The sequence below is a fragment of the Streptomyces sp. NPDC051921 genome (assembly GCF_040680975.1).
Taxonomy (GTDB): domain Bacteria; phylum Actinomycetota; class Actinomycetes; order Streptomycetales; family Streptomycetaceae; genus Streptomyces.
Genome location: NZ_JBFAXU010000012.1, coordinates 19,181 through 41,831 on the forward strand (window position 1 = coordinate 19,181; position 22,651 = coordinate 41,831).

Below are 22,651 nucleotides of genomic sequence, written 5' to 3' on the forward strand. Positions count from 1 at the left end.
GCATCCGAGCAGCCAGGAGAACCCGGCCGAGGCCGTCGACGCACCACTCCGGGCCTCGCCTTCGCCCCGCCGGTCACCCGGCGGGGCGAAGTGCTGTCCGGCGGGCCTTCCGCACGCGGAGTGCGGGCGGCGAGTCGTAGGACGACCGGGCCACGGGCGGTGAGGTGTGCCGTCATACCCGCCGCACCGCCGACCGGAATCGATGACCTCACTGCCGGACACCCGAAAATCTATCGCGGCCGAGGTAGACATCAGGCGTTGGCGTGGGTATGTTTCTTCACGTAACCCACAGAGACAATGAGGCCTGGCAGAGATGAACTGCCGGTCGGCAACACACGTGGTCGCAGTACCGAGACCCCGTGGCAAGTGATCGGTCGCCGAGGAGGAACGGAGGAACCCGCGCCATCAGGATCCCCCGGGAGGAGCACTTGAGCCCGGGTACCGCAGGACATCGATAGTGAGGTGGTCTCCGGTCAGGCAACCGCGATCCCCGCGCTCCCGACAGCAGCCAGGTCGGGGCGACGGACACAGGAGGCCGGCGCGATATCAGGGCCGGCAGATGGTGTAGTAGTTCCTTCGGGGCCCTGGTGCCGTACGGCACCAGGGCCCCTCGACGCGTTCCGCAGAGAGGTGCAAATGACAGCAGACGACTCGTACGACCGTCTCGACGACGACGACTACCCCGCCTACACGATGGGCCGGGCCGCCGAAATGATCGGCACCACCCAGGGCTTCCTCCGTGCCATCGGGGAAGCACGCCTGATCACCCCGCTGCGCTCCGAGGGCGGCCACCGCCGCTACTCCCGCTACCAGCTGCGCATCGCCGCCCGCGCCCGGGAACTCGTCGACCAGGGAACCCCGATCGAGGCCGCCTGCCGCATCATCGTCCTGGAAGACCAGCTCGAAGAAGCCCAGCGCATCAACGCCGAGTACCGCCGCGCAGCGGCTCAGCAGTCCGATCACCCCACTGCCGGCTGAAGCGGTTCCAGGCGGTCGACAGGCACGGCGCGCACGAGACGCCACGCGATCAGCACCGGGCCGCGAGCGGACGGGCCCTTCGCTTCTCCCTCGGCGTCGGTGGAATCCGCTCCGCTCGGAGAGGCTCGGCGCCCGACCGGAGACGTACAGCTCTTCCCGGTCATGTCGGCCGGCCACGGCCAGGCCCGCGCCGGCGGGCTCAGGCACGGAAGTCCGCGCGACTGCTGATCGCCGGGCACCGGGCACAACGGGAAGGTGCCGCGCCCGAGAAAGCCGTCGTGCCCCGAGCGTGCCCTTCAGAGCGGACGACAGGGGTCGACCAGGGCACCTACGCCGCCAGCACCGCCGCAGCCCGGTGCGCGCTCCGACCGGCCTGCCCACCTTCGTGCCCCGCATCAGGCCTTCGGTAGTCGTACGACACCGACTGGCCGTTCACTGACAGCAGTCGATGTCTTCCGGATCGGTTTGCGGCGCGGGTTCGGTTCCCCTCTCCGCTCCATGGCGAAGCCCCAGGTCGGAGACCTGGGGCTCGGGCGCTTCCTCGCGGGCGCCGCTCAGTTCAGGTGGTGGGTGTCGTTGAGGGCCCGCACCGTGGCGGTGCCGTCCTCGGCGTAGGTGAGCGTCGACAGGGAGCCCGCGGCGACGTCGATACGGAACAGGGTGGGGGGCGGGGCCTGGAGGGCGAGGCGGATCAGGGTTCTGACCGGTACGACGTGGGAGACCACCAGGACCGTGGCGCCGGCGTACCGGGCCGTGAGGCCGTCGCGTACGGCCGCGACGCGGCGGGTGACCTGCTGCATGGTCTCGCCGCCGCCCGAGGGTGGGTGCTCGGGAGAGGCGAACCAGGCCTCCAGGTCGGCCGGGTGACGTTCGCGGACCTCGGCGAAGGTCAGGCCCTCCCAGGCGCCGAAGTCCGCTTCCCGCAGGTCCCCGTCGACCTGGACGCTCAGGCCCAGGCGCGCGGCCACGGCCCGAGCGGTCTCCCGGCAGCGCCGCATCGGTGACGTGACGACCGCCTCGATGCCGCCGCGGTGGGCGAGGGCCTCCGCCGCCGCCTCGGCCTGGCGGCGTCCCACCGGTGAGAGTCCGGGGTTGGCTCCGCCGCTGCCGGAGAGCCGCCGTTGCGGGGTCAGCAGGGTCTCGCCGTGCCGCAGCAGCACGAGCGTCGTCACGTCGCTCACTTCGCGGTCGCCGCGAAGTGGTCGCGTACGGCGTCGGTCTGCTTCTCCATCACGTCGATGATGGCCTCGACCACGTTCAGGTCGGCGTCCTCGGCGATCTCGAGGGTCCGCGACCAGTCGAAGAAGCTGCGGGCCGGGTCGTTGGTGACGGGGAACACCCGGATGGTGGCCTCGTACCTGGCGACTCCGCTCGTGGGGGCGACGGCCCGGTAGGACTGGGTCCTGTTGATCTCGTCCCGGGCGGCGATCTCCTGTTGGACGAGACGGCCGTTGAGCGTGAGCCTGAAGTCGTACCGGGCCGGGACGGTGTCGACCGAGCCGCCCTCCACCCAGCTGACGTCCCGGTGGATGTCCAGGTCGCCGGGGGACACGATCTCCAGGATCTGCATGGCGTCACGCACGGTCGCCCACACGGTGTCCGGGTCCGCCTCCAGGATGGTGGAGTGGTACATGGTGTGCTTGCGCTGGATCGTCGGCATGGGTGCTCCTTGTTCTTGATCCGGGTTCTTCTCGGTCCCGGTTCTTCTCGGTCCCGGTTCTTCTAGTTCTTGGCGACGAGGTGGTTGCCGAGGACCAGGTAGTCGATCTCCGTGCCCATGAAGCAGTTCAGGGCGTCGGTGGGCGTGCAGACGATGGGTTCGCCGGCGACGTTGAACGAGGTGTTGATCAGGCACGGGGTGTCGGTGAGGTCGGTGAACTTCCGCAGCAGCGCCGTGAGCCGGGGGGTCCCCTCGTCCGTCAGGGTCTGGATGCGCGAGGTGCCGTCCACGTGCACGGCGCCGGGAATGCGGTCCCTGTACGCGTCGCGGACCGGGAAGACGAACGTCATGTACGGGGAACTGGTCTTGCGCCCCATCTCGAAGACCGTCGGCGCCTGCTCCTCCAGGACGAGGGGAGCGAACGGGCGGAACGGTTCGCGGTGCTTGACCCGGGTGTTGATGATGTCCTTGATGTCGCTGAAGCCGGGGTTGGCGAGGATGCTGCGGTGCCCGAGTGCGCGCGGCCCGTGCTCGACGCGGCCTTCGAACCAGCCGATGACGACCTTCTCCGTCAGCAGCTTCGCCACGTGGTCGACGATCTCGTCCTCGTCCAGGCGCGTGACGACGACGCGGTCGGCGAACTCCCGCAGGGCCTCCTCGATCGCGGCCTCGTCGTACGCCGGTCCCAGATAGGGGGTGACGGGCGCGTCGGCGGCGCGGATGTCCTCGGGGGTGGTGCCGGGGTCGTCGAGCCAGGCGCGGGCCGCGGCGCCGATGGTGATGCCGGTGTCGGAGGCGCCGAAGCTGACCTGCATGTCCGCGAAGCGCGAGCCCTCGAACAGCGGGGTGTTGTTGAGGCAGTTCAGGGCGACTCCGCCCTCGAACAGCAGCCGGTCGAGATCCGTCCTCTTCTCCAGGTGGCGGACCTGGTGGGCGGTGGCCACGTTCAGCATCTGCTGCGCGGCGGCGGCGACGCGGGAGGTGTAGGCGAGGGTGTCCTCGAAGGGCCCGAAGTACGCCTCGAACAGGGCGTCGTGACTGTGCAGGTCGTCGGTCCGAAGGGGCTCGGTGAAGCTGTAGCGGCCGTCGTCGTGCAGCCTCAGGAGCTTGTCGACGAACGGGTTCGGAACCGGGGGTTCGGCGTATCCGGCCAGGCCCATCACCTTGTACTCGTCGTTGTTGGGGACGAAGCCCAGGAAGCGGGTGATGGCGGAGAACAGGGTGCCCATGGAGTACTGGGCGCCGACGACCGTGTCGTCGAAGACGGTGATCCGGCCGTCGCGGATCTCGCCCGTCAAGGTCGAGAAGCGTTCGGCGCGCCCGTCGCTGACGAGGAACGCGGCGTCCTTCATGCCGGCGAGGTAGTAGCCGGTCGTGGCGTGGGCGAGGTGGTGCGGGACGAAGCGGACCTTCGCCGGGTCGGGGCGGTGTCCGGTGCGGGCCTCGAAGTCGGCGAGGATCGCACCGGGGCTGACGACCTGCTCGAACAGGTCGGCCATGTTGTCGATGAGCCCGGTCTTCACGGTCTCCGGCGCCGACGAGCCGCGGATGCCGTCGAGGATCTCGCCGAGAACCTGCGCGGACCAGTTCCAGGGGAAGGCGAACACGTCGACGTCGTCGAGCGTGATCCCGGCCTCCTTCAGGCACCAGTCGATCGCGTGCGCGGGGAAGTCGGTGGTCTTCTTCTCCCGGTTGAGGCGCTCCTCCTCCACCGCGGCGACCAGGCGGCCGTCGATCAGGAGTGCGGCGGCGGCGTCGTGGCCCAAGAGGTAGTGCTTGTTGATGCCGGTCGCGCCGAAGCGCTCGGAGAAGAACTCCGACACCCGGCTGAATCCATTACATCCGAGAACAATCACGGCTTTCTTTCCTGTTATGGGGCTACTTGGCGATCAGCAGGTCGCGGAGCTTCTCCCCGGCCGCGGGGGCCTGGCACAGGCCCGCCCCGGTGAATCCGGCCGCGTACAGGAAGCGGCGGGTGGGGTGTTCGCCGATGAAGGCGGTGTTGTCGGGGCTGGCGTCGAAGTCGCCGGACCACGCGCGCCGCAGGCCGATGCCGTCCAGGGCGGGGAACAGGGCGCCGAGGTGGCCGGAGATGCGGCCGAGCCAGGCTTCGCGTGTCTCGCCACCCTTGGGTGCGCCCATGGCGAGGAGGATGCGGTCCTTCCACGAGCGGATCCGCAGGCCGGACGCGGCGTGCATCGTCATGGGCAGCTCGGGGTGCGGGGACGGCGGGACGTCGGTGAACAGCATCTCGATCGCGTGGGGGGTCATCGGCAGGTCGACCGACGCCAGGGACGCCACCTCGCCGGACCAGGGCCCGGCCGCGCACACGATGCTGTCCGCCGTGATGCGGCCCTGCGGGGTGTGGACGGTGTTGTCGTCGTCGATACGGGTGACCGGTGTGTGGGTGAACAGGCGGGCGCCGTGATCGCGGGCGGCGGCGGCGTAGCCGCGGACGATGTCGAGGCCGTCCACGTGGTACGCCTCGGGGGCCCAGGCCGCGGCCAGGACGGCGCGCTCGGAGACCAGCGGGTTGAGCTCGGCCGCCTCGCGGGCGCCGATCAGGTCGACCTGGACGCCGGCCGCCAGCTGCGCCTGGTGGCCCGCCCCGAAGGCGGCGATCTCCTGTTCGTCCGTGAACAGCGCCATGAACCCGAGCTTCTTCAGGCCGAGCGGGGTCCCGGTCCGACGGGCGAAGTCGTGGTAGGCGTTCAGGCTGCGCACGGCCATCCCCCCGGTGTGGGGGTCGCCCGGGAAGTACGTGCGGACCATGCCCGCCGTGTGCGCGGATGCCCCGCCACCGAGGCTTCCGCGTTCCAGCAGCACGGTGTCCACTCCGGCCTCGGCGAGGTGGTAGGCGGCGGAGGTTCCGATCACTCCACCGCCGATGACGACGGCGTCGGCGCGGGCAGGCAGGGCGCTCAAGGTCTTCCTTCTCCTGGGGTGTGGGATTCGGGCGGCGGAGCCGGGTACCGGTGGCGTCGGCCCCGCGGGCGGTACCGGTGCCGTCGGCCCCGCGGGGCGGTACCGATGGCGTCGGCCTCGCGGGCGGTACCGGTGGCGTCGGCTCCGCGACGGACTCCGCTCCGGGCTGGGTTACGCGACGGCCTCGGCGCCCTGCTGGCGCAGGTGGTCCCCGGTCTCCCACGGGTACAGCTGGAGGTTCCAGCCGCCGAGGCAGTTGATGTAGAGGGCCATCTGGCTGGTGACGGCGTAGAAGTCGTCGCGGTCGAGGTCGTCCAGGACGTCGAGGAAGCGCTGGGTGAACGCCCACAGCCGCTCCAGGCCGCAGTAGCCCAGGAACTCGGCGGGGACGCCGACCAGGAGGCGGGTCATGTGGACGAGCGAGTCCATGGGCATGCCCTGGACGGCGGCGCGGACGAGTCCGCCGTAGGAGGCGTAACCCAGGGGCCGGGTCTCGCCGTTGACGAACAGCAGGGTGGGGAGGACCGTGCCGAAGTTGCCCGCCCGCGAGGGGATGACGCCCCGGTGGAGCTCGTCCAGCTCGACCGGGGGTGCGAGCCAGATCTTCTCGGTCTCGGCGAAGATGTCCGCGATCAGGCAGTCGGCGGCCGTGTCGGTGGCGTGCAGCATCGGGATGCGGTGGCCGCCCGGTCCGCCCGCGCGGCGGACCTCGGCGAGGATCTGCTTCTTCGTGGAGTAGACGGCGTCCCAGATGGCGGCCCCGGCCTCCCGCAGGGCGCCCATGTCCGCCGCGCGGATGCGGCCGACGGGCGTGGCCGGCATCGGCTCGGTGAGGGTGCCGTACTTGATGCCGAGGTGCTGCAGGCCGGAGAGGAACACGGTGCCGTCGGGGGCCTCGCGGCGGTCGGGGATGCGCGTGTCGTGGGGCGTGTGCAGCAGGGCGGGTACCGGTGCCACGTGGTAGAGGTGCTCCCCCGCGATGAGGGCGTGCCCCTGGAGGCTCTGGTAGGGCAGGGACTCCCACAGGGCGTCGGCGAGTGCCGGGTTGCGGCCGTCAAGGTCGGCGGTGACGGTGATGCCGAGGTCGGGCCAGGAGATCTCGATCTGACGGCCAGGCAGCTTCTCGGACAAGGCTCTTCCCGTTCGTTAGTTCGGCTTGTCCGGCGAGTACATCCTCAACTGCTTTGTCGCAGGCAGGCGTTGAAAGCATGAAACCTGAGCGGCAGGAATGATCCGTAGTTCGTGCGTTTCTACGGAACCGCAGCTCAACGGGGTTTGTGCGCAGTGAACAGCGGGGGGGCGCCGGGCCGGGCGGACCGGTGGGGGCCCCGGGACGGAGGGGCCGCGTCGACTGCCGCTCCGGCGCCGGGGCGCCTAGGATCACGGTCATGGCCCTGCTCATGAGTGACGTCGACCGGTTCGAGGCCGCCAGGCCCCGGCTGGAGGCCATCGCCTACCGGCTGCTCGGCTCGTCGAGCGAGGCGGAGGACGCCGTGCAGGAGACCTTCCTGCGCTGGCAGGCGGCCGACGTCGAGCGCATCGAGGTCCCCGAGGCCTGGCTGACCAAGGTCCTCACCAACGTGTGCCTCAACCAGCTGACGTCGGCACGCGCGCGGCGTGAGACGTACGTGGGCCGGTGGCTTCCCGAACCGCTGCTCGTCGGGGACCCGATGCTCGGCCCGGCCGACACCGCCGAGCAGCGCGAGTCCGTGTCGTACGCCGTCCTCGTCCTCCTCGAGCGCCTGTCCCCCAAGGAGCGGGCGGTGTACGTGCTCAGGGAGGCCTTCGACTACCCGCACCGGGAGATCGCCGAGATCCTGGACATCACCGAGGCGGCCGGCCAGCAGATCTACCACCGGGCCAAGAAGCACGTGGCGGACGGCAAGGTGCGCACCGAGGTCGACGAGGCCACGGCCCGGCGGATCGTCGAGGAGTTCCTGGCCGCGGCGACCAGCGGCCGCACCGAACCCCTCGTCCGCCTGCTCACCGAGGACGCGGTCTCGGTCGGGGACGGCGGTGGCAAGGTCCCGGCCCGCGCCAAGGCCTTCGAGGGCGCGAAGGCGGTCGCCACCTTCCTGCGCGGCCTGTTCAAGCCCGCCCCGTCGAAGCGGGCCATCGTCGGCGGCGTGCCCGAGATCTACGCCACGACCGCCAACGGCGGGCCCGCCGTCCTCGCCGTCGTGGACGGCCGGGTCGTCGGCATCACCTGCCTGGAGGTCACCCCCGAGGGCATCGTGGCGGTCCGCAGCCAGGTCAACCCGGACAAGCTCGTCCGCGCGACCGAGCAGTGGGCCGCCGCGGACCACGGGGAGGGCCCGCTCCACACCCTCTGACACCCACCCCATGGGATGTGACGCAGGTCACATCCGGATCCTGTCAGGAAACGTCGGGCTGCCCGGTTCAAGGGGCGACACCACGCCGGACAACGGCGGACCCCGCCCAGACAGGAGCACGGACATGCAGCACCGCATCGTCGTCCTCGGAGCCGGCTACACCGGAGCCGTCGCCGCCGGCCGCCTCGCCAAGAGGCTGCACCGCGAGGACGTCACCATCACCCTCGTGAACCCCGAAGCCGACTTCGTGGAGCGCGTCCGGCTGCACCAGCTCGCCACCGGCCAGGAGCTCAAGCCCCGCCCGTTCGGCGAGATGTTCGCCGGCACGGGCGTCGAGCTGAGGCTCGCGAGCGTCACCGCCGTGGACGTGGAGCGCAAGACGGTCTCCGTCAGCGGCGCCGACGGCGGCCCGGCGGAGCTCACGTACGACACGCTTGTCTACGCCCTCGGCAGCGGCTGGAACGACGGCGACGTCCCCGGCACGGCCGCACACGCCGACGAGGTGTCCAGCCGACCGGGCGCCCGCCGCCTGCGCGACCGCCTCGCCGCCCTCGGGGCGGGCCGGCCCGTGGTCGTGGTCGGCGGAGGCCTGACCGGCCTGGAGGCGGCGACCGAGATCGCCGAGTCCCGCCCGGACCTCGCCGTGTCCCTGGCCGTCCGCGGCACCCTCGGCGACTGGCTCTCGGCGAAGGGCCGCGCCCACCTGCGGAAGGTGACGGACCGGCTCGGCATCGAGGTCCACGAGCACGCCGCGGTCGACGCCGTGGCGGCGGACCGCGTGACGACCGCCGACGGCCGGACCGTCCCCGCCGACGTCACCGTCTGGACCACCGGCTTCGCCGTCCACCCGATCGCCCGGGCCACCACCCTGGAGGTCACCGAGCGCGGTCAGATCGTGGTCGACGAAACGATGCGCTCGGTCTCCCACCCCGACGTGTACGCCGTGGGTGACGCGGCGATGGCGATCGGTCCGAACGACAGGCCGCTCCGCATGTCCTGCGCCTCGGGCGTCCCCATGGCCTGGCAGGCCGCCGACGCCATCGCCGCCCGACTCGCCGGCACCAAGGTTCCCCACGTCTCCATCCGCTACTTCCAGCAGTGCGTCTCGCTCGGGCGCCGGGAGGGCCTGATCCAGTTCGTCACCGCGGACGACCGCGCGGTCGACAAGGCCCTGACGGGCCGCGTGGCCGCCCTCTACAAGGAGCTGATCTGCAAGGGCGCGGCCTGGGGCGTCGCCAACCCGACGGCGGGCCTGCCGTCCCGGCGCCGCCGGGTCGTACGGCAGGAGACCCAGCGCCGCACCCCGTCGCGGGCGACGGCCTGACCCCCGAGCCCACCGCCTCCGCCGCACCGCCGCCGCGACCGGAGCCCCGGGTCGCAGACCCGGGGCGGCGGGTCCGGGGCACGGACACAGGGCAGCGGGTCGGAGTCGCAGCACCGGGCCGGCAGGTCCGGGGCGCGGCACCGGACCAGCAGGCGGGTCCGGGGCGCGGCACCGGGCCGGCAGCAGGTCCGGGCCGGCAGCACCCGGCCAGCAAGACCGGGGCGCGGCACCGGGCCAGCAGGTCCGGGTCCGCGCGCGGTTCCCGCGTCGGCGTTCGGCCGACCGCGGCTTCCGCTCCCCACCCCCGGGCCCGCCCGTGGCGCGGTCGCGACCGCCACCGGGCGTCGGCGCGGGACAGGGCCTCGGTGTCAGCCGGCCCGTCCGCCCTCGCCGCCGGGCGTCTCGGCCCGGACCAGGAGTACGGCGCGGGTGCCGACCTGGAACGTCCGCGCGGCCACAGCCGTGAAGCCCGCCGCTTCGGTCAGGCGGACCGCGTCCTCGGCGGTCTCGGGCAACGGCAGATCGGCCGCGACCAATTCGGCGAACACACCGCGTGGCCGGAACGTCGACGCCACCGGCAGGCTGAAGCCGACCCGGCCGCCCGGCCGTAGGGCACGCAGCCAGTCCGCGAGTGCGGCCCTGCCCAGGAAGTGCAGCGAGGACGCGCACAGCACCAGGTCCAGGGCACCGGCGCGGACGGGCAGCGGAACCGCCGGGCCGACGCGCCAGTCGACCGCGCCGGCCAGTCCCGCCCGCTCGGCCCGGGCCCGACCGGCCGCCACCATCCCGGCCGACAGGTCCACCGCGAGGACAGGCGACGCCGCCCCGGACCCCTTCCAGCGCCCGGCCACCGCGAGGGCCACCGCCCCGGTGCCGCACGCCGCGTCGGCCACCGCTCGGCCCGCCGACGGGTCGAGCCAGCGGGTCAGTTCCGCCGCGACGGCGTCATGGTGGGCGTCGTCGTAGTCACCTGACAGCTCGTCGAATGCCTGCGCCATCCGGGAAGTCGCCGTGGATGCCATGTCCGTCAGCCTAGGGTGACCGGGTCCGGACGGCGGCTGATCCGCCTTCCCCCAGCTGGCGATACGATGCGGCGTCGCGACCAGCTTCACAAGATCTGCACTGGGGGATCCGAAAGATGAACGTCCCGCGTACGCCCACGGTCTCTCTCGTCGTGCCCGTGTACAACGCGATGCCGTACCTGGAACTGACCCTCCAGTCGATCGAGCAGCAGACCATCGGTCTGGACGCCATCGAGGTCGTCGCCGTGAACGACGGCAGCACCGACGGCAGCGGTGAGGCGCTCGACGCGTGGGCCGAGCGGCACCCGGGCGTCATGAAGGTCGTGCACCAGGAGGCGTCCGGCGGGCCGAGCCGGCCGCGCAACGTGGGGCTCGACCACGCCACCGGCACCTACGTGTTCTTCGTCGACGGCGACGACTGTCTCGGGCCCGAGGCCCTGGAGCGGCTGGTCGCGATGGCCGAGAAGAACGGCTCGGACACGGTGCTCGCCAAGCTGATCGGCGTCGGACGCCGGGTGCCCAAGCAGGTCTTCGCGAAGAACGTCGACAAGGTCGACCTGTCCAAGGGCGACGTCTACTACACCCTCATGCCCTTCAAGCTGTTCCGGCGCGAGGTCATCGAGAAGCACGGGCTGCGCTTCCCCGAGCACATGCGCATCAGCGAGGACCAGCACTTCGTCGCGCGGGCCTATCTGCACAGCGGGGTCATCTCGATCGTCGGCGACTACGACTGCTACTACGTCGTCAAGCGCGGCGACGACGGCAACATCACCGCGAACGGCATCGACTTCACCGTCGCCGTGGAGCAGGCCGACGAGATGGTCGACCTCGTCACCGGCCTCACCGAGCCCGGCCCGCTGCGCGACCACCTCGTCGGACGGCACGTCAACGTCGAGATGATCCGCCGCTTCGACCAACGCTTCCTCGCCGCCGACGGCGACGAGCGCAAGCGCATGGTCGAACTGGCCCGCCCCTACGCGCGTAAGTGGATCAACCCCGAGATCCTGGCCAAGATGCCCGTCAACGAGAAGCTCATCGCGCACTGCCTGCGCGAGGGGCTGACGGACGAGCTCGTCTCCGTCGTGGAGTGGCACGTCGCCGGGCAGCCGGGCAAGGCCGTCGTCCGCGACGGCAAGCTGTACGCCACGCCGCCGTTCCCGGCCGTCGGCTCCGCCGCGCACGAGGAGCTGTGCGACATCACCCGCGCGGCGCTCGGCGTCAGCCCGCGTCGCCGGGTCGACCGGCTGGCCTGGCGAGGCACCGTCCTGGACCTCGCCGGCTACGCGTACCTCGACCAGGCCGACACCGACGACCTGGTGACGGAGGTCGTCCTCAAGCACGTCGGCACGGGACGGGAGATCGCCGTCCCGGCCGAGCAGGTCCCCTCCCCGCACCTGACCGTCACCCGCGGCAAGGAGACCTACGACTACGGGCGGGCCTGCTTCCGCGCCTCCGTCGACCTGGCCACCGCCGACGGCGGCGGCGCCCTGCCCAAGGGCGACTGGCACCTCTCGCTGCGCTGCACGGCTCAGGGCCTGACCGCCCGCGGCAACCTCGGCACGGCCCTCGGCGGCAAGGTCAGCAAGCGGGCCGACGAGCACGCCGTGTCGCTGCCCGGCGCCGGCAAGAAGCTGCACACGGTGCGGATCGGCCCGCGCGACGGACAGTTGGTGCTCCAGGTGAAGCCGGCGCCGTCGGCGGTCTCCGCGTACGCCGTCAGCTTCGGCTGGAAGGCGGCCCGCGCGGTCAAGGCCCGGATCAACTGGAAGTAGCCGCGCGCCCCCGACCGCCCGCGCACCGGTCCCGTACGCCATCATGCGCTGCATGACACTGCGTTGCGCGATCCTCGACGACTACCAGGGCGTCGCCCTCTCCTCCGCCGACTGGGGCCGGCTCGACGGGCGGGTCGAGGTGCGCGTCCTGCGCGAGCACCTCACCGACCGGGACGCGCTCGTCGGCGCCGTCGAGGACTGCGAGATCGTCGTGGTGATGCGGGAGCGGACCCCGGTGGACGCCGCGCTCCTCGCACGGCTGCCGCGGCTGCGGCTGCTGATCACCTCCGGGATGCGCAACGCGTCCGTGGACGTGGCCGCCGCACGCGAGCGGGGCGTCACCGTCTGCGGCACGGACAGCAGTTCCGTCCCGCCCACCGAGCTGACCTGGGCGCTGATCCTGGGGCTCGCCCGGCAGGTCCACACCGAGAGCCGGGCGATGCGGGAGGGCGGGCCCTGGCAGTCGACGGTCGGCACGGACCTGGCGGGCCGCACCCTCGGCCTCGTCGGACTCGGCAAGATCGGCGGCCGTGTGGCGCGGATCGGGCAGGCCTTCGGCATGGACGTGACCGCCTGGAGCCCGAACCTCACCGACGAGCGGGCGGCCGGGCACGGTGTGCGGCGGGCGGCCTCGCTGCACGAACTGCTCGGCGCCGCCCACGTCGTCTCCCTGCACCTGGTGCTCTCCGACCGCACCCGCGGCCTCCTCGGGGAGCAGGAACTGCGGGCGATGCGCCCCGGCGCCCACCTCGTCAACACCTCGCGGTCCGGACTCGTCGACGGCCCCGCACTGCTGCGGGCACTGCGCGAGGGCCGGATCGGCGGGGCCGGTCTGGACGTGTACGACACCGAGCCGCTGCCCGCCGACGACCCGTTGCGCGCCCTGCCGAACGTGCTCGCCCTGCCGCACCTCGGCTACGTCACCGAGGACAACTACGCCCGCTACTTCGGCCAGGCCGTCGAGGACATCGAGGCCTTCCTGGCCGGGGCGCCGGTGCGCGAGCTCGGCTAGGCCACGGCTGGGCCCCCTCGTCGCACTCCCGCCTCGCCCGGCAGGCGGAAGGTCGACGACCGGGCCCGGCGCCGCGGAACGGCGCGCGGAACGACGACCGGCCCCGTCCACCTCACCGGGTGGACGGGGCCGATCGCTGTCGTGCGTCGCGGGGTTCAGGCGGCGGGGGCCGCCGCCGTCACGCCCGGTGCCGCCTGCGCCCTGGGGGCGAGCAGGCGTTCCGCGAGCAGCCCGAAGGCGAGCCCGAAGGCCACCCACAGGGCCGCCTGGATGCCCAGGGTCGCGAGCCGGAACTCCCACAGCACGGCGGCCGGGAAGGTGGCCGCCACCGCGTCCTCGTTGCCGGGCAGGAACGCGCAGGCGATCCCGACCGCGGCGACGAAGCCGAGGCCCGCGACGACGGTCGCGTTCCAGTTGCCGAGGCGCGGCGCCAGCCGGCGGCCCGCGACGACCGCGGCGATGCCGAGCAGCACGCTCAGCAGGATCATCAGGAAGAAGAGCGTGGTGCGCTTCCCGATGGTGTCCGGGTTGCCGACGGCCGGAGGGGTCGCCGGGTACTTCAGGAACGGCACCAGGTAGACCGTGGTGAAGGCCGCCGCCGCGACGAGCGCCGCGGTGGCCTTCGGGGTGAACCGGCCGACCCGTCCCAGGACGAAGCAGAACGCCAGGGACGCGATGCCGCCGAGGGCGACGCCGTAGACGAGGACGCCGGTGGCGAGACCCGCCGTGGACTGCAGGTCCCGGCTGACGATCTCCTCCTCGGAGTCGGCCTGGGTGGCCGCCCCGTTGGCGCCGTGGTCGTGCGCCGGCGCCGCCGCGTGCTCCGCCTTGGCGGCGGCCTCCTCGACGGCGATCGACGCGTTGACGGACGGCTCACCGGCGACGTAGGCGACGGCGAAGGCGAACAGTCCGGCGATCAGGCCCGCGAGCATGCCGCGGACCAGGAGTCTCCCGACGAGCGAGCCCGTGGGCGCGGTGGGGACGTGAGCGGGGGAAGACATGTGCGCGGTGGCCCCTCAGTGGCAGGGGAAACCGAGCAGGTGGCGCCCGTCGTGCACCCACTCGTGCACGTCGCTGCCCGCGAACAGGGAGGTGGCCCCCTGCTCGGCACCGACGAAGTAGAGCGCGACGAGCATCAGGATGCCGGCGAAGGCCGCCCAGGGAAGCACGGCACGGACCGGGAGCGTGACGGCGGGGGTGGACGGAACGGCGGGCGACGCAATGGCCTCGGCCATGGTGGAACCTCCTCGGGAACTCGCGTCCCATACGGTGGTGCGCGACGACGGTCGTCGGGTCTGACTCACCGTCCACGGGCTGGGGGCGGCTCACAGTGGCGCGACCGTGCCGGATTCTCACCGGGCTTCCGTCTCGCCGTCGTCGTTCATATGGAAATGTCGACTGACGGTACCGCGCCGATCACATCACGCCAAGACCGCCTGAAACGCTGAGGGATGTATCACCCATGACCACGTCCACGCCCGCCGCCGGGACCGGCACCGGGACCGTGCACCTCGCCCTGGTCGCGCCCGCCATGAACAAGGCGCTGCGCGAGGCGCGGTTCGACGACGACGGGCCGCTGGAGCCGCTGCGGAACCGGAGCGTCAGCCCGCTGTGCCCGGCGCGCCGGATGCGCCTGCTCCGCTCGCCGTCCGTCCGCTGCGAGGGGACGGCCGGGCTCCTCGGCCACCCGGACGTGCCCGCCGAACCGGCGCTCGCGGGCTGCGCGATGGGCCGGTGGCGGGGCCGGAGCCTGGACGAACTCGCCGCCGAGGAGCCGGAGTCGGTGGCCGCCTGGCTGTCCGACCCGGCCGCCGCCCCGCACGGCGGCGAGTCGCTGCGGGAGCTGAGGGTCCGGGTCGCGGACTGGATGGACGCCCTGGAGCCGGGCACCGTGCTCGCCTTCGCCGAGCCGGACGTGATCCGCGCGGCCGTCGCCCACGCCCTCGGCGCGCCGGAGGCCGTCTTCTGGCGGCTCGACGTGCGCCCGCTGGAGCGGATCGAGCTGTCGGGACGGTCGGGCCGCTGGAACGTGCGCCTGGGGACGCCGGTCGACTGAGCCGCGGCGGTACGGCGCCGAGCGGGTGCCCCGCGAGCAGGGCGGAGGTACGACGCTGGCCGGGTGCGCCGCGGGCCGGGCCGCGGCGGTACGGCGCCGAGCGGGATGCGCCGCGAGCCGGGCCGCGGCGGTACGGCGCCGAGCGGGTGCCCCGCGGGCCGGGGGAGGCGGCCGGGAGGGGGCGTCGGCGATCGCGAGCCGCTCCCGGCGTCGGGCCACGGGCGTCGGGTCACGGCCTCGGCGCTGCGGAGTCCGGTCGCGAGCCCCGGGTCCCGGGACCTGGACGGGGCGTCAGGCTTCGAGCGCGGCGCGCAGCGCCTTGGCGAAGGCCTCCGGGGCGCCGTGCTGGCCGAACTCGCCGCCCAGAAAGCCGCCGTGGTTGCTCGGGAAGACGGCGAGCGGGGTTCCGAGCCCCTGGGCGACGGCCGCCGCCGCGCGCGCAGCGAGCTCCCCCTCGGACTCCTCGCCGGCGGCGACGACGATCCGGGTCGGCGCGGCCCGCAGCGCGGGGAAGTCGGGGGCGTAGGAGGTGCAGCCGCGCATGTTCTGCCCGAGCAGCGGGTCGTCCCGCTTTCCGTCGTCCTCGGTCGGCAGGCCGAAGGTGTCGGGGGCGGGGAACGGCCGCGCCGCCCAGTCCGCCGGGAACGGACCCTTGTGGGAGACGACCGCGAAGAACCTGACCATGCCCGCGCCCCAGCCGTCGCGCAGGTAGGTCGTGCGGACGTCGGAGCAGACCGCGAGCGCCGCCTCCCGGTCGGGGAGGACCTGGGCGCTCGGCGGCTCGTGGGCGACGAGCGTGTGCACCAGGTCGCCGCGCGCGGCGACCAGCGCGAGGGAGTTGACGGCGCCGCCGCTGCTGGCGAAGACGTCCACGGGACCGGTGCCGAGGTCCTCGATCAGCCGGGCCAGGTCGTCCGCGTGCTCCTCGGGCCGCGTCTCGGCCGCGCCGTCGGTGCGGACGCTCCGGCCGACGCCGCGCGGGTCGTAGGTGACGACGGTCCGGTCGGCGAAGTGGGAGGCGAGGGTGGTGAAGCCGGTCGCGTCCATCGGGGAGCCGATGAGCAGCAGGGGGCGCGGGTGGCTTCCCGTGCCGGCGCGCACGTCGTAGCGGAGGGTCGCTCCGGCGGTCTCCAGGGTGCGGGTGTCGGTCTCGGCCATGGTTCTCTCCTCCGCGGTGGATCGGTCAGGGGGTGGACCCCGGCCACCGCCGGAACTCATCGGCCGTGCGCGGACTCCCTCGGGCGCGGTCCGTCCGTCCCCGCCCCCGGGGGCCGGTCGGCTACTCGCCGCACTCGTGTCCGGCCGGGTCCACGACGACCCGGTCGAGCAGGCCGCGCAGCAGGGTCTGCTCGGCCTCGGTGAGATCGCCGAAGAGCTCGCGTTCGGCCGCGCTCACCGCGGCGTCCACGCGATCCAGGGCCTCGACTCCCGCCGGGGTGATCTCCACGATGTGGCGGCGCCGGTCGGCCGGGTCACGGCGCCGCTCGCACAGCCCGTCCGACTCCAACTCGTTGAGGATCGCGACCAGTTGGCTGGGGTCGACCTCCATCACGGCAGCGAGCTCGCGCTGACTGGTGGCGCCGGGGGCCAGGCGCATGAGGGTCATCGCGTTGCGCGGGTGCAGCCCGGCGACGGCCAGGGCGGCCCGGATGCGCGCGCCGGTGAGCTCCCCGCGGAAGGAGAGGAGGAAGCCGAGGCGGTCGTTCGGGTCAGCTGCTGCCATGCCGTCCACCGTAACAGCGGCTCCATTGTGGAGCTCGATAAATCGTTGTTACTCTTCAACGGTTTCCGTCCCCAGATCATTGGAGCACCTCCATGTTCATCGGCTACGCCGTCGTCGCCGCACTGCTCGCGCTCGCGACCTCCGCCTCCGCCTTCCTGACCTTCACCCGGAATCCGCAGGTCACGGGCAGCATGACCAAGCTGGGCATCCCCGACTCCTGGCTGCCCTGGCTGGCGACCGCGAAGGCGGCGGGCGCGCTCGGCCTGCTCGCGGGGCTCGCCGTCCCGGCCCTCGGCGAGGCCGCGGCCGTGGGCCTGGTGCTCTACTTCCTCGGCGCGATCGTCAGCCACGTCCGCGCGAAGGACTACGCGGTGGCACCGGCCGTCGTCCTCACCCTGCTGTCGGGCGTCGCACTGGTCCTGCGCGCCGCCTCCGCCTGAGCGACCTCGCGACGCGTCGCGAGACGAAACGTCTTGCGCCGCGGGGGTCGGAGGCGTACGGTGGCGCGAGACCGAGACGAGACGTGCCGTCTCGCTTGCATCACCCATGGATCCCCGCCGCGGATCCCGCCCTGTCCCCGAGCCCGGGAGGTCGCCCTTGTTCCGTGTCCATCTCACCGACGTCACCAAGCGCTACGACGACCGGCACGTCCACGACCGGCTCGTCCTCGACCGGGTCTCGCTCACCGTCCAGGCCGGCGAACGCGTCGGCGTCGTCGGCGACAACGGCTCCGGCAAGTCCACGCTCCTGCGGCTCCTGGCCGGCCTGGAGAGCCCCGACCACGGCACCGTCACCGTCGACTCCCCCGGCGGCGTCGGGTACCTCGCCCAGACCCTGGACCTGCCCGGCAGCGCCACCGTCGGCGACGCGATCGACCGCGCGCTCGCCGACGTACGGGACCTGGAACGGCGCATCCGGCAGGCCGAGGCCGTGCTCGCCGCGACCGGCGACCTCGACGGGTACGCCGCACTGCTCGCCGCCTACGAGGCCCGCGGCGGAGAGGGCGCCGACCGGCGGGTGGAGACCGTGCTCCGGCGGCTCGGCGAGCGCGCCCCGCTCGACCGGGACCGCCCGCTCGGCACCCTCACCGGCGGCCGGCGCTCCCGGCTCGCGCTCGCCGCGACCCTCGCCTCCGACCCCGAGCTGCTCCTCCTCGACGAGCCCACCAACGACCTCGACGACGAGGCCGTCGGCTGGCTGGAGGAGCGGCTGCGCGGCCACCGGGGCACGGTCGTCGCCGTCACCCACGACCGGGCCTTCCTCGACCGGGTCGCCTCCGCCGTCCTGGAGGTCGACCACGAGACCCGGACGGTACGGCGCCACGGCAACGGCTACACCGGCTACCTGGCGGGCCGGGCCGCCGAACGGGCCCGCCGGGAGCGGGCGTACGAGGAGTGGCGGGCCGAGCGAACCCGGTACGCGGGCATCGCCGACAGCAACATCGACCGCTTCTCCCACATCCCGCGCAAGGCCCCGGCCGCGTTCAGCGGCGCCGGTGCCTTCCGGGCCCGGTCACGCGCGCACGGCGCGGCGAGCCGTATCCGTGCCGCCCGCACCCGGCTCCGGGAGCTCGCCGAGCACCCGGTGCCCAGGCCACCGGACCCCCTGCGGTTCGCGGCCCGGATCGAGGGCGAGCCCGCCCCGGTCGACCTCGCGGACGTGCGCGTCGACGGGCGGCTCCGGCTCGACGCCCTGCACCTGGAGCCCGGCGAACGGCTCCTGGTCACCGGCCCGAACGGGGCCGGGAAGACGACGCTGTTGCGGGTCCTGGCGGGCGAACTCGCCCCGGACGGCGGCACGGTGGGTGCCCCGGCCCGGGTCGGTCTGCTCCGCCAGGACACCGCGCCGCCCACCGACCCCCGTACGGTGGCGGCGGCCTTCGGCGCGGACCGCGAGGAGGAGCTGCTCGCGCTCGGGCTCTTCACGGCCCGCGACCTGACCGTCCCGGTGCGGTACCTGTCCGCCGGGCAGCGCCGCAAGCTGGAGCTCGCCCGCCTGGTGACCCGGCCCGCCGACCTGCTCCTCCTCGACGAGCCCACGAACCACCTGTCCCCCGGCCTGGTGGAGGAACTGGAGGCGGCCCTGGCGACCTACCCGGGCACCCTGGTCGTGGTCAGCCACGACCGCCGGCTGCGGGCGGGCTTCCGGGGCCGGCGGCTCGAACTTGCCCCGGCCCCGACGACGGCTCCCGCGGAGATCTAGTCCTCGTCGCCCGCGGCGCCTTCGAGGTCCCCCTCGGTCTCCAGGAACACCTGGCGCAGCGCCGCGAGCGTCTCCGGGTCCGGCTTCTCCCACATGCCGCGGGACTCGGCCTCCAGGAGGCGCTCGGCGATGCCGTGCAGGGCCCAGGGGTTGGCCTGCTTGAGGAAGGCCTGGTTCTCCGGGTCGAGGACGTAGGCCTCGGTGAGCTTGTCGTACATCCAGTCGGCGACGACGCCCGTCGTGGCGTCGTAGCCGAAGAGGTAGTCGACGGTCGCCGCCAGCTCGAAGGCGCCCTTGTAGCCGTGGCGGCGCATCGCCTCGATCCAGCGCGGGTTGACCACGCGGGCGCGGAAGACGCGCGAGGTCTCCTCGACGAGGGTGCGGGTGCGGACGGTCTCCGGGCGGGTGGAGTCGCCGATGTACGCCTCGGGGGCCGTGCCGCGCAGCGCGCGGACGGTGGCCACCATGCCGCCGTGGTACTGGAAGTAGTCGTCCGAGTCGGCGATGTCGTGCTCGCGGGTGTCGGTGTTCTTCGCCGCGACCGCGATCCGCTTGTACGCCGTCTCCATCTCGGCGCGCGCCGGGCGCCCTTCGAGCCCGCGCCCGTACGCGTAGCCGCCCCACACCGTGTACACCTCGGCCAGGTCGGCGTCGGTGCGCCAGTCGCGCGAGTCGATCAGCTGCAGCAGGCCCGCGCCGTAGGTTCCCGGGCGGGAGCCGAAGATGCGGGTGGTGGCGCGGCGCTCGTCGCCGTGCTCGGCCAGATCGGCCTGCGCGTGGGCGCGGACGTAGTTGTCCTCGGCCGGCTCGTCGAGGCCCGCGACCAGCCGTACGGCGTCGTCGAGCAGCCCGATGACGTGCGGGAAGGCGTCCCGGAAGAAGCCGGAGATGCGCAGCGTCACATCGATGCGCGGACGGCCCAGTTCGGCCGTCGGGATCGGCTCCAGGCCGTTCACGCGGCGCGAGGCGTCGTCCCACAGCGGGCGGACGCCGAGCAGCGCGAGGGCCTCGGCGACGTCGTCACCCGCGGTGCGCATCGCGCTCGTGCCCCACAGGGAGAGGCCGACCGAGGTGGGCCACTCGCCGTTGTCGTCGCGGTAGCGGGTGAGCAGCGAGTCGGCGAGCGCCTGCCCGGTCTCCCACGCCAGGCGGGACGGGACGGCCTTCGGGTCGACGGAGTAGAAGTTGCGGCCCGTGGGCAGCACGTTGACCAGACCGCGCAGCGGCGAGCCGGACGGGCCGGCCGGCACGAAGCCGCCGTTCAGCGCGTGCACGGCGTGGTCGAGCTCGTCGGTGGTCGCGGCGAGCCGCGGCACGACCTGCTCGCAGGCGAAGCGCAGCACGTCCGCGACCTCGGGGCCGTACGGCTCGGCGAGCGCCGGGACCGCGTCGACCGCCCAGTCGGCGGCCTCCATCGCCTCGACCAGCTCGCGCGCCTTCGCCTCCGCCTCGTCGGCGGTCGTGCGGGTCGCGGCCGACTCGTCCAGGCCGAGGGCCTCGCGCAGGCCGGGCAGTGCCTGCGTGCCGCCCCAGATCTGGCGGGCGCGCAGGATCGACAGGACCAGGTTGACCCGCTCGGGGCCGGTCGGGGCGCCGCCGAGGACGTGCAGACCGTCGCGGATCTGGGCGTCCTTGACCTCGCAGAGCCAGCCGTCGACGTGCAGCAGGAAGTCGTCGAAGCCGTCGTCGTCCGGACGGTCGTCCATGCCCAGGTCGTGGTCCAGCTTCGCGGCCTGGATCAGCGTCCAGATCTGGGCGCGGATCGCCGGCAGCTTCGCCGGGTCCATGCTGCTGATCTGCGCGTACTCGTCGAGCAGCTGCTCCAGGCGGGCGATGTCGCCGTACGAGTCGGCGCGGGCCATCGGCGGCACCAGGTGGTCGACGAGCGTCGCGTGGACGCGTCGCTTGGCCTGGGTGCCCTCGCCCGGGTCGTTGACCAGGAACGGGTAGACCAGCGGCAGGTCGCCGAGGGCCGCGTCCGGACCGCACGCGGCGGACAGGCCCGCGTTCTTGCCGGGCAGCCACTCCAGGTTGCCGTGCTTGCCCAGGTGCACCATCGCGTCCGCGCCGAACCCGCCGTCCTCTTCACGGGCGGCGATCCAGCGGTAGGCCGCCAGGTAGTGGTGGGACGGCGGCAGGTCGGGGTCGTGGTAGATCGCGATCGGGTTCTCGCCGAAGCCGCGCGGCGGCTGGATGAGGACCAGCAGGTTCCCGCGGCGCAGCGCGCCGAGCACGATGTCGCCCTCGGGATTCCGGGAGCGGTCGAGGAACATCTCGCCGGGCGCCGGGCCCCAGTGCTCCTCCACCTGCTCGCGCAGCTCGGCCGGGAGCTCGGCGTACCAGCGCTTGTAGTCGGCGGCCGGGATGCGGACGGGGTTGCGGGCCAGCTGCTCCTCGGTGAGCCAGTCCTGGTCGTGGCCGCCGGCCTCGATGAGGGCGTAGATCAGCTCGTCGCCGTCGCCGGACACGAGGCCCGGGATGTCCTCGACCGGGCCGAAGTCGTAGCCCTCCGCGCGCAGCCGGCGCAGCAGCGCGACGGCGGATGCGGGGGTGTCGAGGCCGACCGCGTTGCCGATCCGGGAGTGCTTCGTCGGGTACGCGGAGAGGACGAGCGCCAGCTTCTTCTCGGCGTTCGGGATGTGCCGCAGGCGGGCGTGCCGGACGGCGATGCCGGCCACGCGGGCGGCGCGCTCGGTGTCGGCGACGTAGGCCGGGAGGCCGTCCTCGTCGATCTCCTTGAAGGAGAACGGGACGGTGATCAGGCGCCCGTCGAACTCGGGGACGGCGACCTGGCTGGCGGCGTCCAGCGGCGACAGGCCCTCGTCGTTCTCCTCCCACGCGGCGCGCGAGCCGGTCAGGCACAGCGCCTGCAGGATCGGTACGTCGAGCGCGGCGAGCGCGCCCGCGTCCCAGGCCTCCTCGTCGCCGCCGGCCTGTGCCTCGGCGGGCTTGGTGCCGCCGGCGGCGAGGACGGTGGTGACGATCGCGTCGGCGCCGCGCAGCTCGTCGAGGAGCTCCGCCTCGGGGGCGCGCAGGGACGCCACGTACAGCGCCTTGGCGCGGCCGCCGGCCTCCTCGACGGCGTCGCACAGGGCGCCGACGAAGGCGGTGTTGCCGCTCATGTGGTGGGCGCGGTAGTAGAGCACCGCGACCGTGGGGCCGGTCTCGTTCCTCGCGGTCCGCTCCAGCGGGCCCCAGGTGGGGGCGGGCGCCGGGGCCTCGAAGCCGTGGCCGGTGAGCAGGACCGTGTCGGACAGGAAGCGGGCCAGCTGCTCCAGGTTGTCCGGGCCGCCGTGCGCCAGGTAGGCGTGGGCCTCGGTGGCGACGCCGACCGGGACGGTGGAGGCGCCCATCAGCTGGGCGTCGGGGGCCTGTTCGCCGCTGAGCACGACCACCGGCTTCCCGGCGGCGAGGACCGTGTCCAGGCCCTCCTGCCAGGAGCGCATGCCGCCCAGGAGGCGGACGACGACGAGCTGGGCGTCGTCGAGGAGCGCGGGGAGGTCGGCGAGGGGCAGCCGCGCCGGGTTGGCGAAGCGGTACGCGACCGGGCCGTCGGCGGTGTTCGCCGCACGGGCGCTGAGCAGGTCGGTGTCGGAGTGCGACAGCAGCAGGAGCATGGCGAGCTCAGGCCCTTCCTCGGGGTT

Annotated in this window: 18 protein-coding genes, 1 pseudogene and 1 riboswitch; of the genes and pseudogenes, 8 read left to right on the forward strand and 11 right to left on the reverse strand. The window is 73.2% G+C overall.

Features of this window, described 5'->3' with window-relative positions:
* Positions 1 to 636: 636 nt before the first annotated feature.
* On the forward strand, positions 637 to 978 hold the full coding sequence (locus tag AB0M16_RS17450; protein ID WP_365343670.1) for a MerR family transcriptional regulator: 342 nt from the start codon (positions 637 to 639) through the stop codon (positions 976 to 978).
* Between the two features lie 554 nt (positions 979 to 1,532).
* On the opposite strand, the pseudogene AB0M16_RS17455 reads toward AB0M16_RS17450, so the two are convergent.
* From AB0M16_RS17455 to AB0M16_RS17475, 5 genes and pseudogenes are all read right to left on the reverse strand, one after another.
* Positions 1,533 to 2,144: pseudogene (locus tag AB0M16_RS17455) on the reverse strand (histidine phosphatase family protein); the annotation flags it as partial.
* A gap of 11 nt (positions 2,145 to 2,155) precedes the next feature.
* Positions 2,156 to 2,638 carry an SRPBCC family protein gene (locus AB0M16_RS17460; protein ID WP_365343672.1) on the reverse strand — a complete coding sequence of 161 codons (483 nt, stop codon included), beginning with the start codon at positions 2,636 to 2,638 and terminating at the stop codon, positions 2,156 to 2,158.
* Between the two features lie 62 nt (positions 2,639 to 2,700).
* Complete coding sequence (locus AB0M16_RS17465; RefSeq protein ID WP_365343674.1) at positions 2,701 to 4,494, reverse strand: carbamoyltransferase C-terminal domain-containing protein; 1,794 nt, start codon at positions 4,492 to 4,494, stop codon at positions 2,701 to 2,703.
* A gap of 22 nt (positions 4,495 to 4,516) precedes the next feature.
* Positions 4,517 to 5,563 carry an FAD-dependent oxidoreductase gene (locus AB0M16_RS17470; protein WP_365343676.1) on the reverse strand — a complete coding sequence of 349 codons (1,047 nt, stop codon included), beginning with the start codon at positions 5,561 to 5,563 and terminating at the stop codon, positions 4,517 to 4,519.
* Between the two features lie 171 nt (positions 5,564 to 5,734).
* Positions 5,735 to 6,694 (reverse strand): hypothetical protein, encoded by a 960-nt coding sequence (locus tag AB0M16_RS17475; protein ID WP_365343678.1) that lies wholly within the window; start codon positions 6,692 to 6,694, stop codon positions 5,735 to 5,737.
* A gap of 257 nt (positions 6,695 to 6,951) precedes the next feature.
* On the opposite strand from AB0M16_RS17475, the gene AB0M16_RS17480 reads away from it, so the two are divergent.
* Positions 6,952 to 7,896: an RNA polymerase sigma-70 factor gene (locus AB0M16_RS17480; RefSeq protein WP_365343680.1), complete on the forward strand. Its 945-nt coding sequence runs from the start codon at positions 6,952 to 6,954 to the stop codon at positions 7,894 to 7,896.
* A gap of 124 nt (positions 7,897 to 8,020) precedes the next feature.
* The gene (locus tag AB0M16_RS17485; RefSeq protein WP_365343682.1) at positions 8,021 to 9,220 is read left to right on the forward strand and encodes an FAD-dependent oxidoreductase; all 1,200 of its coding nucleotides are present in this window, start codon (positions 8,021 to 8,023) and stop codon (positions 9,218 to 9,220) included.
* 368 nt (positions 9,221 to 9,588) lie between these two features.
* On the opposite strand, the gene AB0M16_RS17490 is transcribed toward AB0M16_RS17485, so the two are convergent.
* Complete coding sequence (locus tag AB0M16_RS17490) at positions 9,589 to 10,242, reverse strand: methyltransferase domain-containing protein (RefSeq protein ID WP_365343684.1); 654 nt, start codon at positions 10,240 to 10,242, stop codon at positions 9,589 to 9,591.
* A 116-nt stretch (positions 10,243 to 10,358) separates the two neighbouring features.
* On the opposite strand from AB0M16_RS17490, the gene AB0M16_RS17495 reads away from it, so the two are divergent.
* Together AB0M16_RS17495 and AB0M16_RS17500 are read left to right on the forward strand one after the other, a co-directional pair.
* Positions 10,359 to 12,014 (forward strand): glycosyltransferase, encoded by a 1,656-nt coding sequence (locus AB0M16_RS17495; RefSeq protein ID WP_365343686.1) that lies wholly within the window; start codon positions 10,359 to 10,361, stop codon positions 12,012 to 12,014.
* 52 nt (positions 12,015 to 12,066) lie between these two features.
* On the forward strand, positions 12,067 to 13,026 hold the full coding sequence (locus AB0M16_RS17500) for a D-2-hydroxyacid dehydrogenase family protein (RefSeq protein ID WP_365343688.1): 960 nt from the start codon (positions 12,067 to 12,069) through the stop codon (positions 13,024 to 13,026).
* A gap of 155 nt (positions 13,027 to 13,181) precedes the next feature.
* Here the strand turns inward: AB0M16_RS17500 and AB0M16_RS17505 are convergent, their stop codons facing one another.
* Together AB0M16_RS17505 and AB0M16_RS17510 are read right to left on the reverse strand one after the other, a co-directional pair.
* The gene (locus AB0M16_RS17505) at positions 13,182 to 14,027 is read right to left on the reverse strand and encodes a CbtA family protein (protein WP_365343690.1); all 846 of its coding nucleotides are present in this window, start codon (positions 14,025 to 14,027) and stop codon (positions 13,182 to 13,184) included.
* A gap of 15 nt (positions 14,028 to 14,042) precedes the next feature.
* Positions 14,043 to 14,261 carry a CbtB-domain containing protein gene (locus AB0M16_RS17510; protein ID WP_365343692.1) on the reverse strand — a complete coding sequence of 73 codons (219 nt, stop codon included), beginning with the start codon at positions 14,259 to 14,261 and terminating at the stop codon, positions 14,043 to 14,045.
* Between the two features lie 35 nt (positions 14,262 to 14,296).
* Positions 14,297 to 14,437: riboswitch (cobalamin riboswitch) on the reverse strand.
* Positions 14,438 to 14,488: 51 nt separating this feature from the next.
* Between AB0M16_RS17510 and AB0M16_RS17515 the strand changes: the two genes are divergently transcribed.
* Positions 14,489 to 15,082 carry a histidine phosphatase family protein gene (locus AB0M16_RS17515; RefSeq protein WP_365343694.1) on the forward strand — a complete coding sequence of 198 codons (594 nt, stop codon included), beginning with the start codon at positions 14,489 to 14,491 and terminating at the stop codon, positions 15,080 to 15,082.
* A gap of 291 nt (positions 15,083 to 15,373) precedes the next feature.
* Here AB0M16_RS17515 and AB0M16_RS17520 read toward each other — a convergent pair whose 3' ends face one another.
* Positions 15,374 to 16,240 (reverse strand): alpha/beta hydrolase, encoded by an 867-nt coding sequence (locus AB0M16_RS17520; RefSeq protein WP_365343696.1) that lies wholly within the window; start codon positions 16,238 to 16,240, stop codon positions 15,374 to 15,376.
* A 121-nt stretch (positions 16,241 to 16,361) separates the two neighbouring features.
* Positions 16,362 to 16,805, reverse strand: a complete 444-nt coding sequence (locus AB0M16_RS17525; protein ID WP_365343698.1) for a MarR family transcriptional regulator — start codon at positions 16,803 to 16,805, stop codon at positions 16,362 to 16,364.
* Between the two features lie 92 nt (positions 16,806 to 16,897).
* Between AB0M16_RS17525 and AB0M16_RS17530 the strand changes: the two genes are divergently transcribed.
* Both AB0M16_RS17530 and AB0M16_RS17535 read left to right on the forward strand, forming a co-directional pair.
* A complete protein-coding gene (locus AB0M16_RS17530) occupies positions 16,898 to 17,245 on the forward strand; it encodes a DoxX family protein (RefSeq protein WP_365343700.1) in 348 nt (115 codons plus the stop codon).
* Positions 17,246 to 17,402: 157 nt separating this feature from the next.
* Positions 17,403 to 19,007 carry an ABC-F family ATP-binding cassette domain-containing protein gene (locus AB0M16_RS17535; protein WP_365343702.1) on the forward strand — a complete coding sequence of 535 codons (1,605 nt, stop codon included), beginning with the start codon at positions 17,403 to 17,405 and terminating at the stop codon, positions 19,005 to 19,007.
* Here AB0M16_RS17535 and cobN read toward each other — a convergent pair.
* Positions 19,004 to 22,624, reverse strand: coding sequence for a cobaltochelatase subunit CobN (gene cobN, locus AB0M16_RS17540; RefSeq protein WP_365343704.1), 3,621 nt, complete (start codon positions 22,622 to 22,624; stop codon positions 19,004 to 19,006). The genes AB0M16_RS17535 and cobN overlap by 4 nt on opposite strands.
* Positions 22,625 to 22,651: the final 27 nt, after the last annotated feature.

What these genes read in the sequence shown, in the direction of transcription:
- AB0M16_RS17450 (WP_365343670.1), top strand. Translation starts at nt 637, where the DNA reads ATGACAGCAGACGACTCGTACGACCGTCTCGACGACGACGACTACCCC.
- AB0M16_RS17460 (WP_365343672.1), bottom strand. Translation starts at nt 2,638, where the DNA reads ATGCCGACGATCCAGCGCAAGCACACCATGTACCACTCCACCATCCTG.
- AB0M16_RS17480 (WP_365343680.1), top strand. Translation starts at nt 6,952, where the DNA reads ATGGCCCTGCTCATGAGTGACGTCGACCGGTTCGAGGCCGCCAGGCCC.
- AB0M16_RS17485 (WP_365343682.1), top strand. Translation starts at nt 8,021, where the DNA reads ATGCAGCACCGCATCGTCGTCCTCGGAGCCGGCTACACCGGAGCCGTC.
- AB0M16_RS17490 (WP_365343684.1), bottom strand. Translation starts at nt 10,242, where the DNA reads ATGGCATCCACGGCGACTTCCCGGATGGCGCAGGCATTCGACGAGCTG.
- AB0M16_RS17495 (WP_365343686.1), top strand. Translation starts at nt 10,359, where the DNA reads ATGAACGTCCCGCGTACGCCCACGGTCTCTCTCGTCGTGCCCGTGTAC.
- AB0M16_RS17500 (WP_365343688.1), top strand. Translation starts at nt 12,067, where the DNA reads ATGACACTGCGTTGCGCGATCCTCGACGACTACCAGGGCGTCGCCCTC.
- AB0M16_RS17505 (WP_365343690.1), bottom strand. Translation starts at nt 14,027, where the DNA reads ATGTCTTCCCCCGCTCACGTCCCCACCGCGCCCACGGGCTCGCTCGTC.
- AB0M16_RS17510 (WP_365343692.1), bottom strand. Translation starts at nt 14,261, where the DNA reads ATGGCCGAGGCCATTGCGTCGCCCGCCGTTCCGTCCACCCCCGCCGTC.
- AB0M16_RS17515 (WP_365343694.1), top strand. Translation starts at nt 14,489, where the DNA reads ATGACCACGTCCACGCCCGCCGCCGGGACCGGCACCGGGACCGTGCAC.
- AB0M16_RS17520 (WP_365343696.1), bottom strand. Translation starts at nt 16,240, where the DNA reads ATGGCCGAGACCGACACCCGCACCCTGGAGACCGCCGGAGCGACCCTC.
- AB0M16_RS17525 (WP_365343698.1), bottom strand. Translation starts at nt 16,805, where the DNA reads ATGGCAGCAGCTGACCCGAACGACCGCCTCGGCTTCCTCCTCTCCTTC.
- AB0M16_RS17530 (WP_365343700.1), top strand. Translation starts at nt 16,898, where the DNA reads ATGTTCATCGGCTACGCCGTCGTCGCCGCACTGCTCGCGCTCGCGACC.
- cobN (WP_365343704.1), bottom strand. Translation starts at nt 22,624, where the DNA reads ATGCTCCTGCTGCTGTCGCACTCCGACACCGACCTGCTCAGCGCCCGT.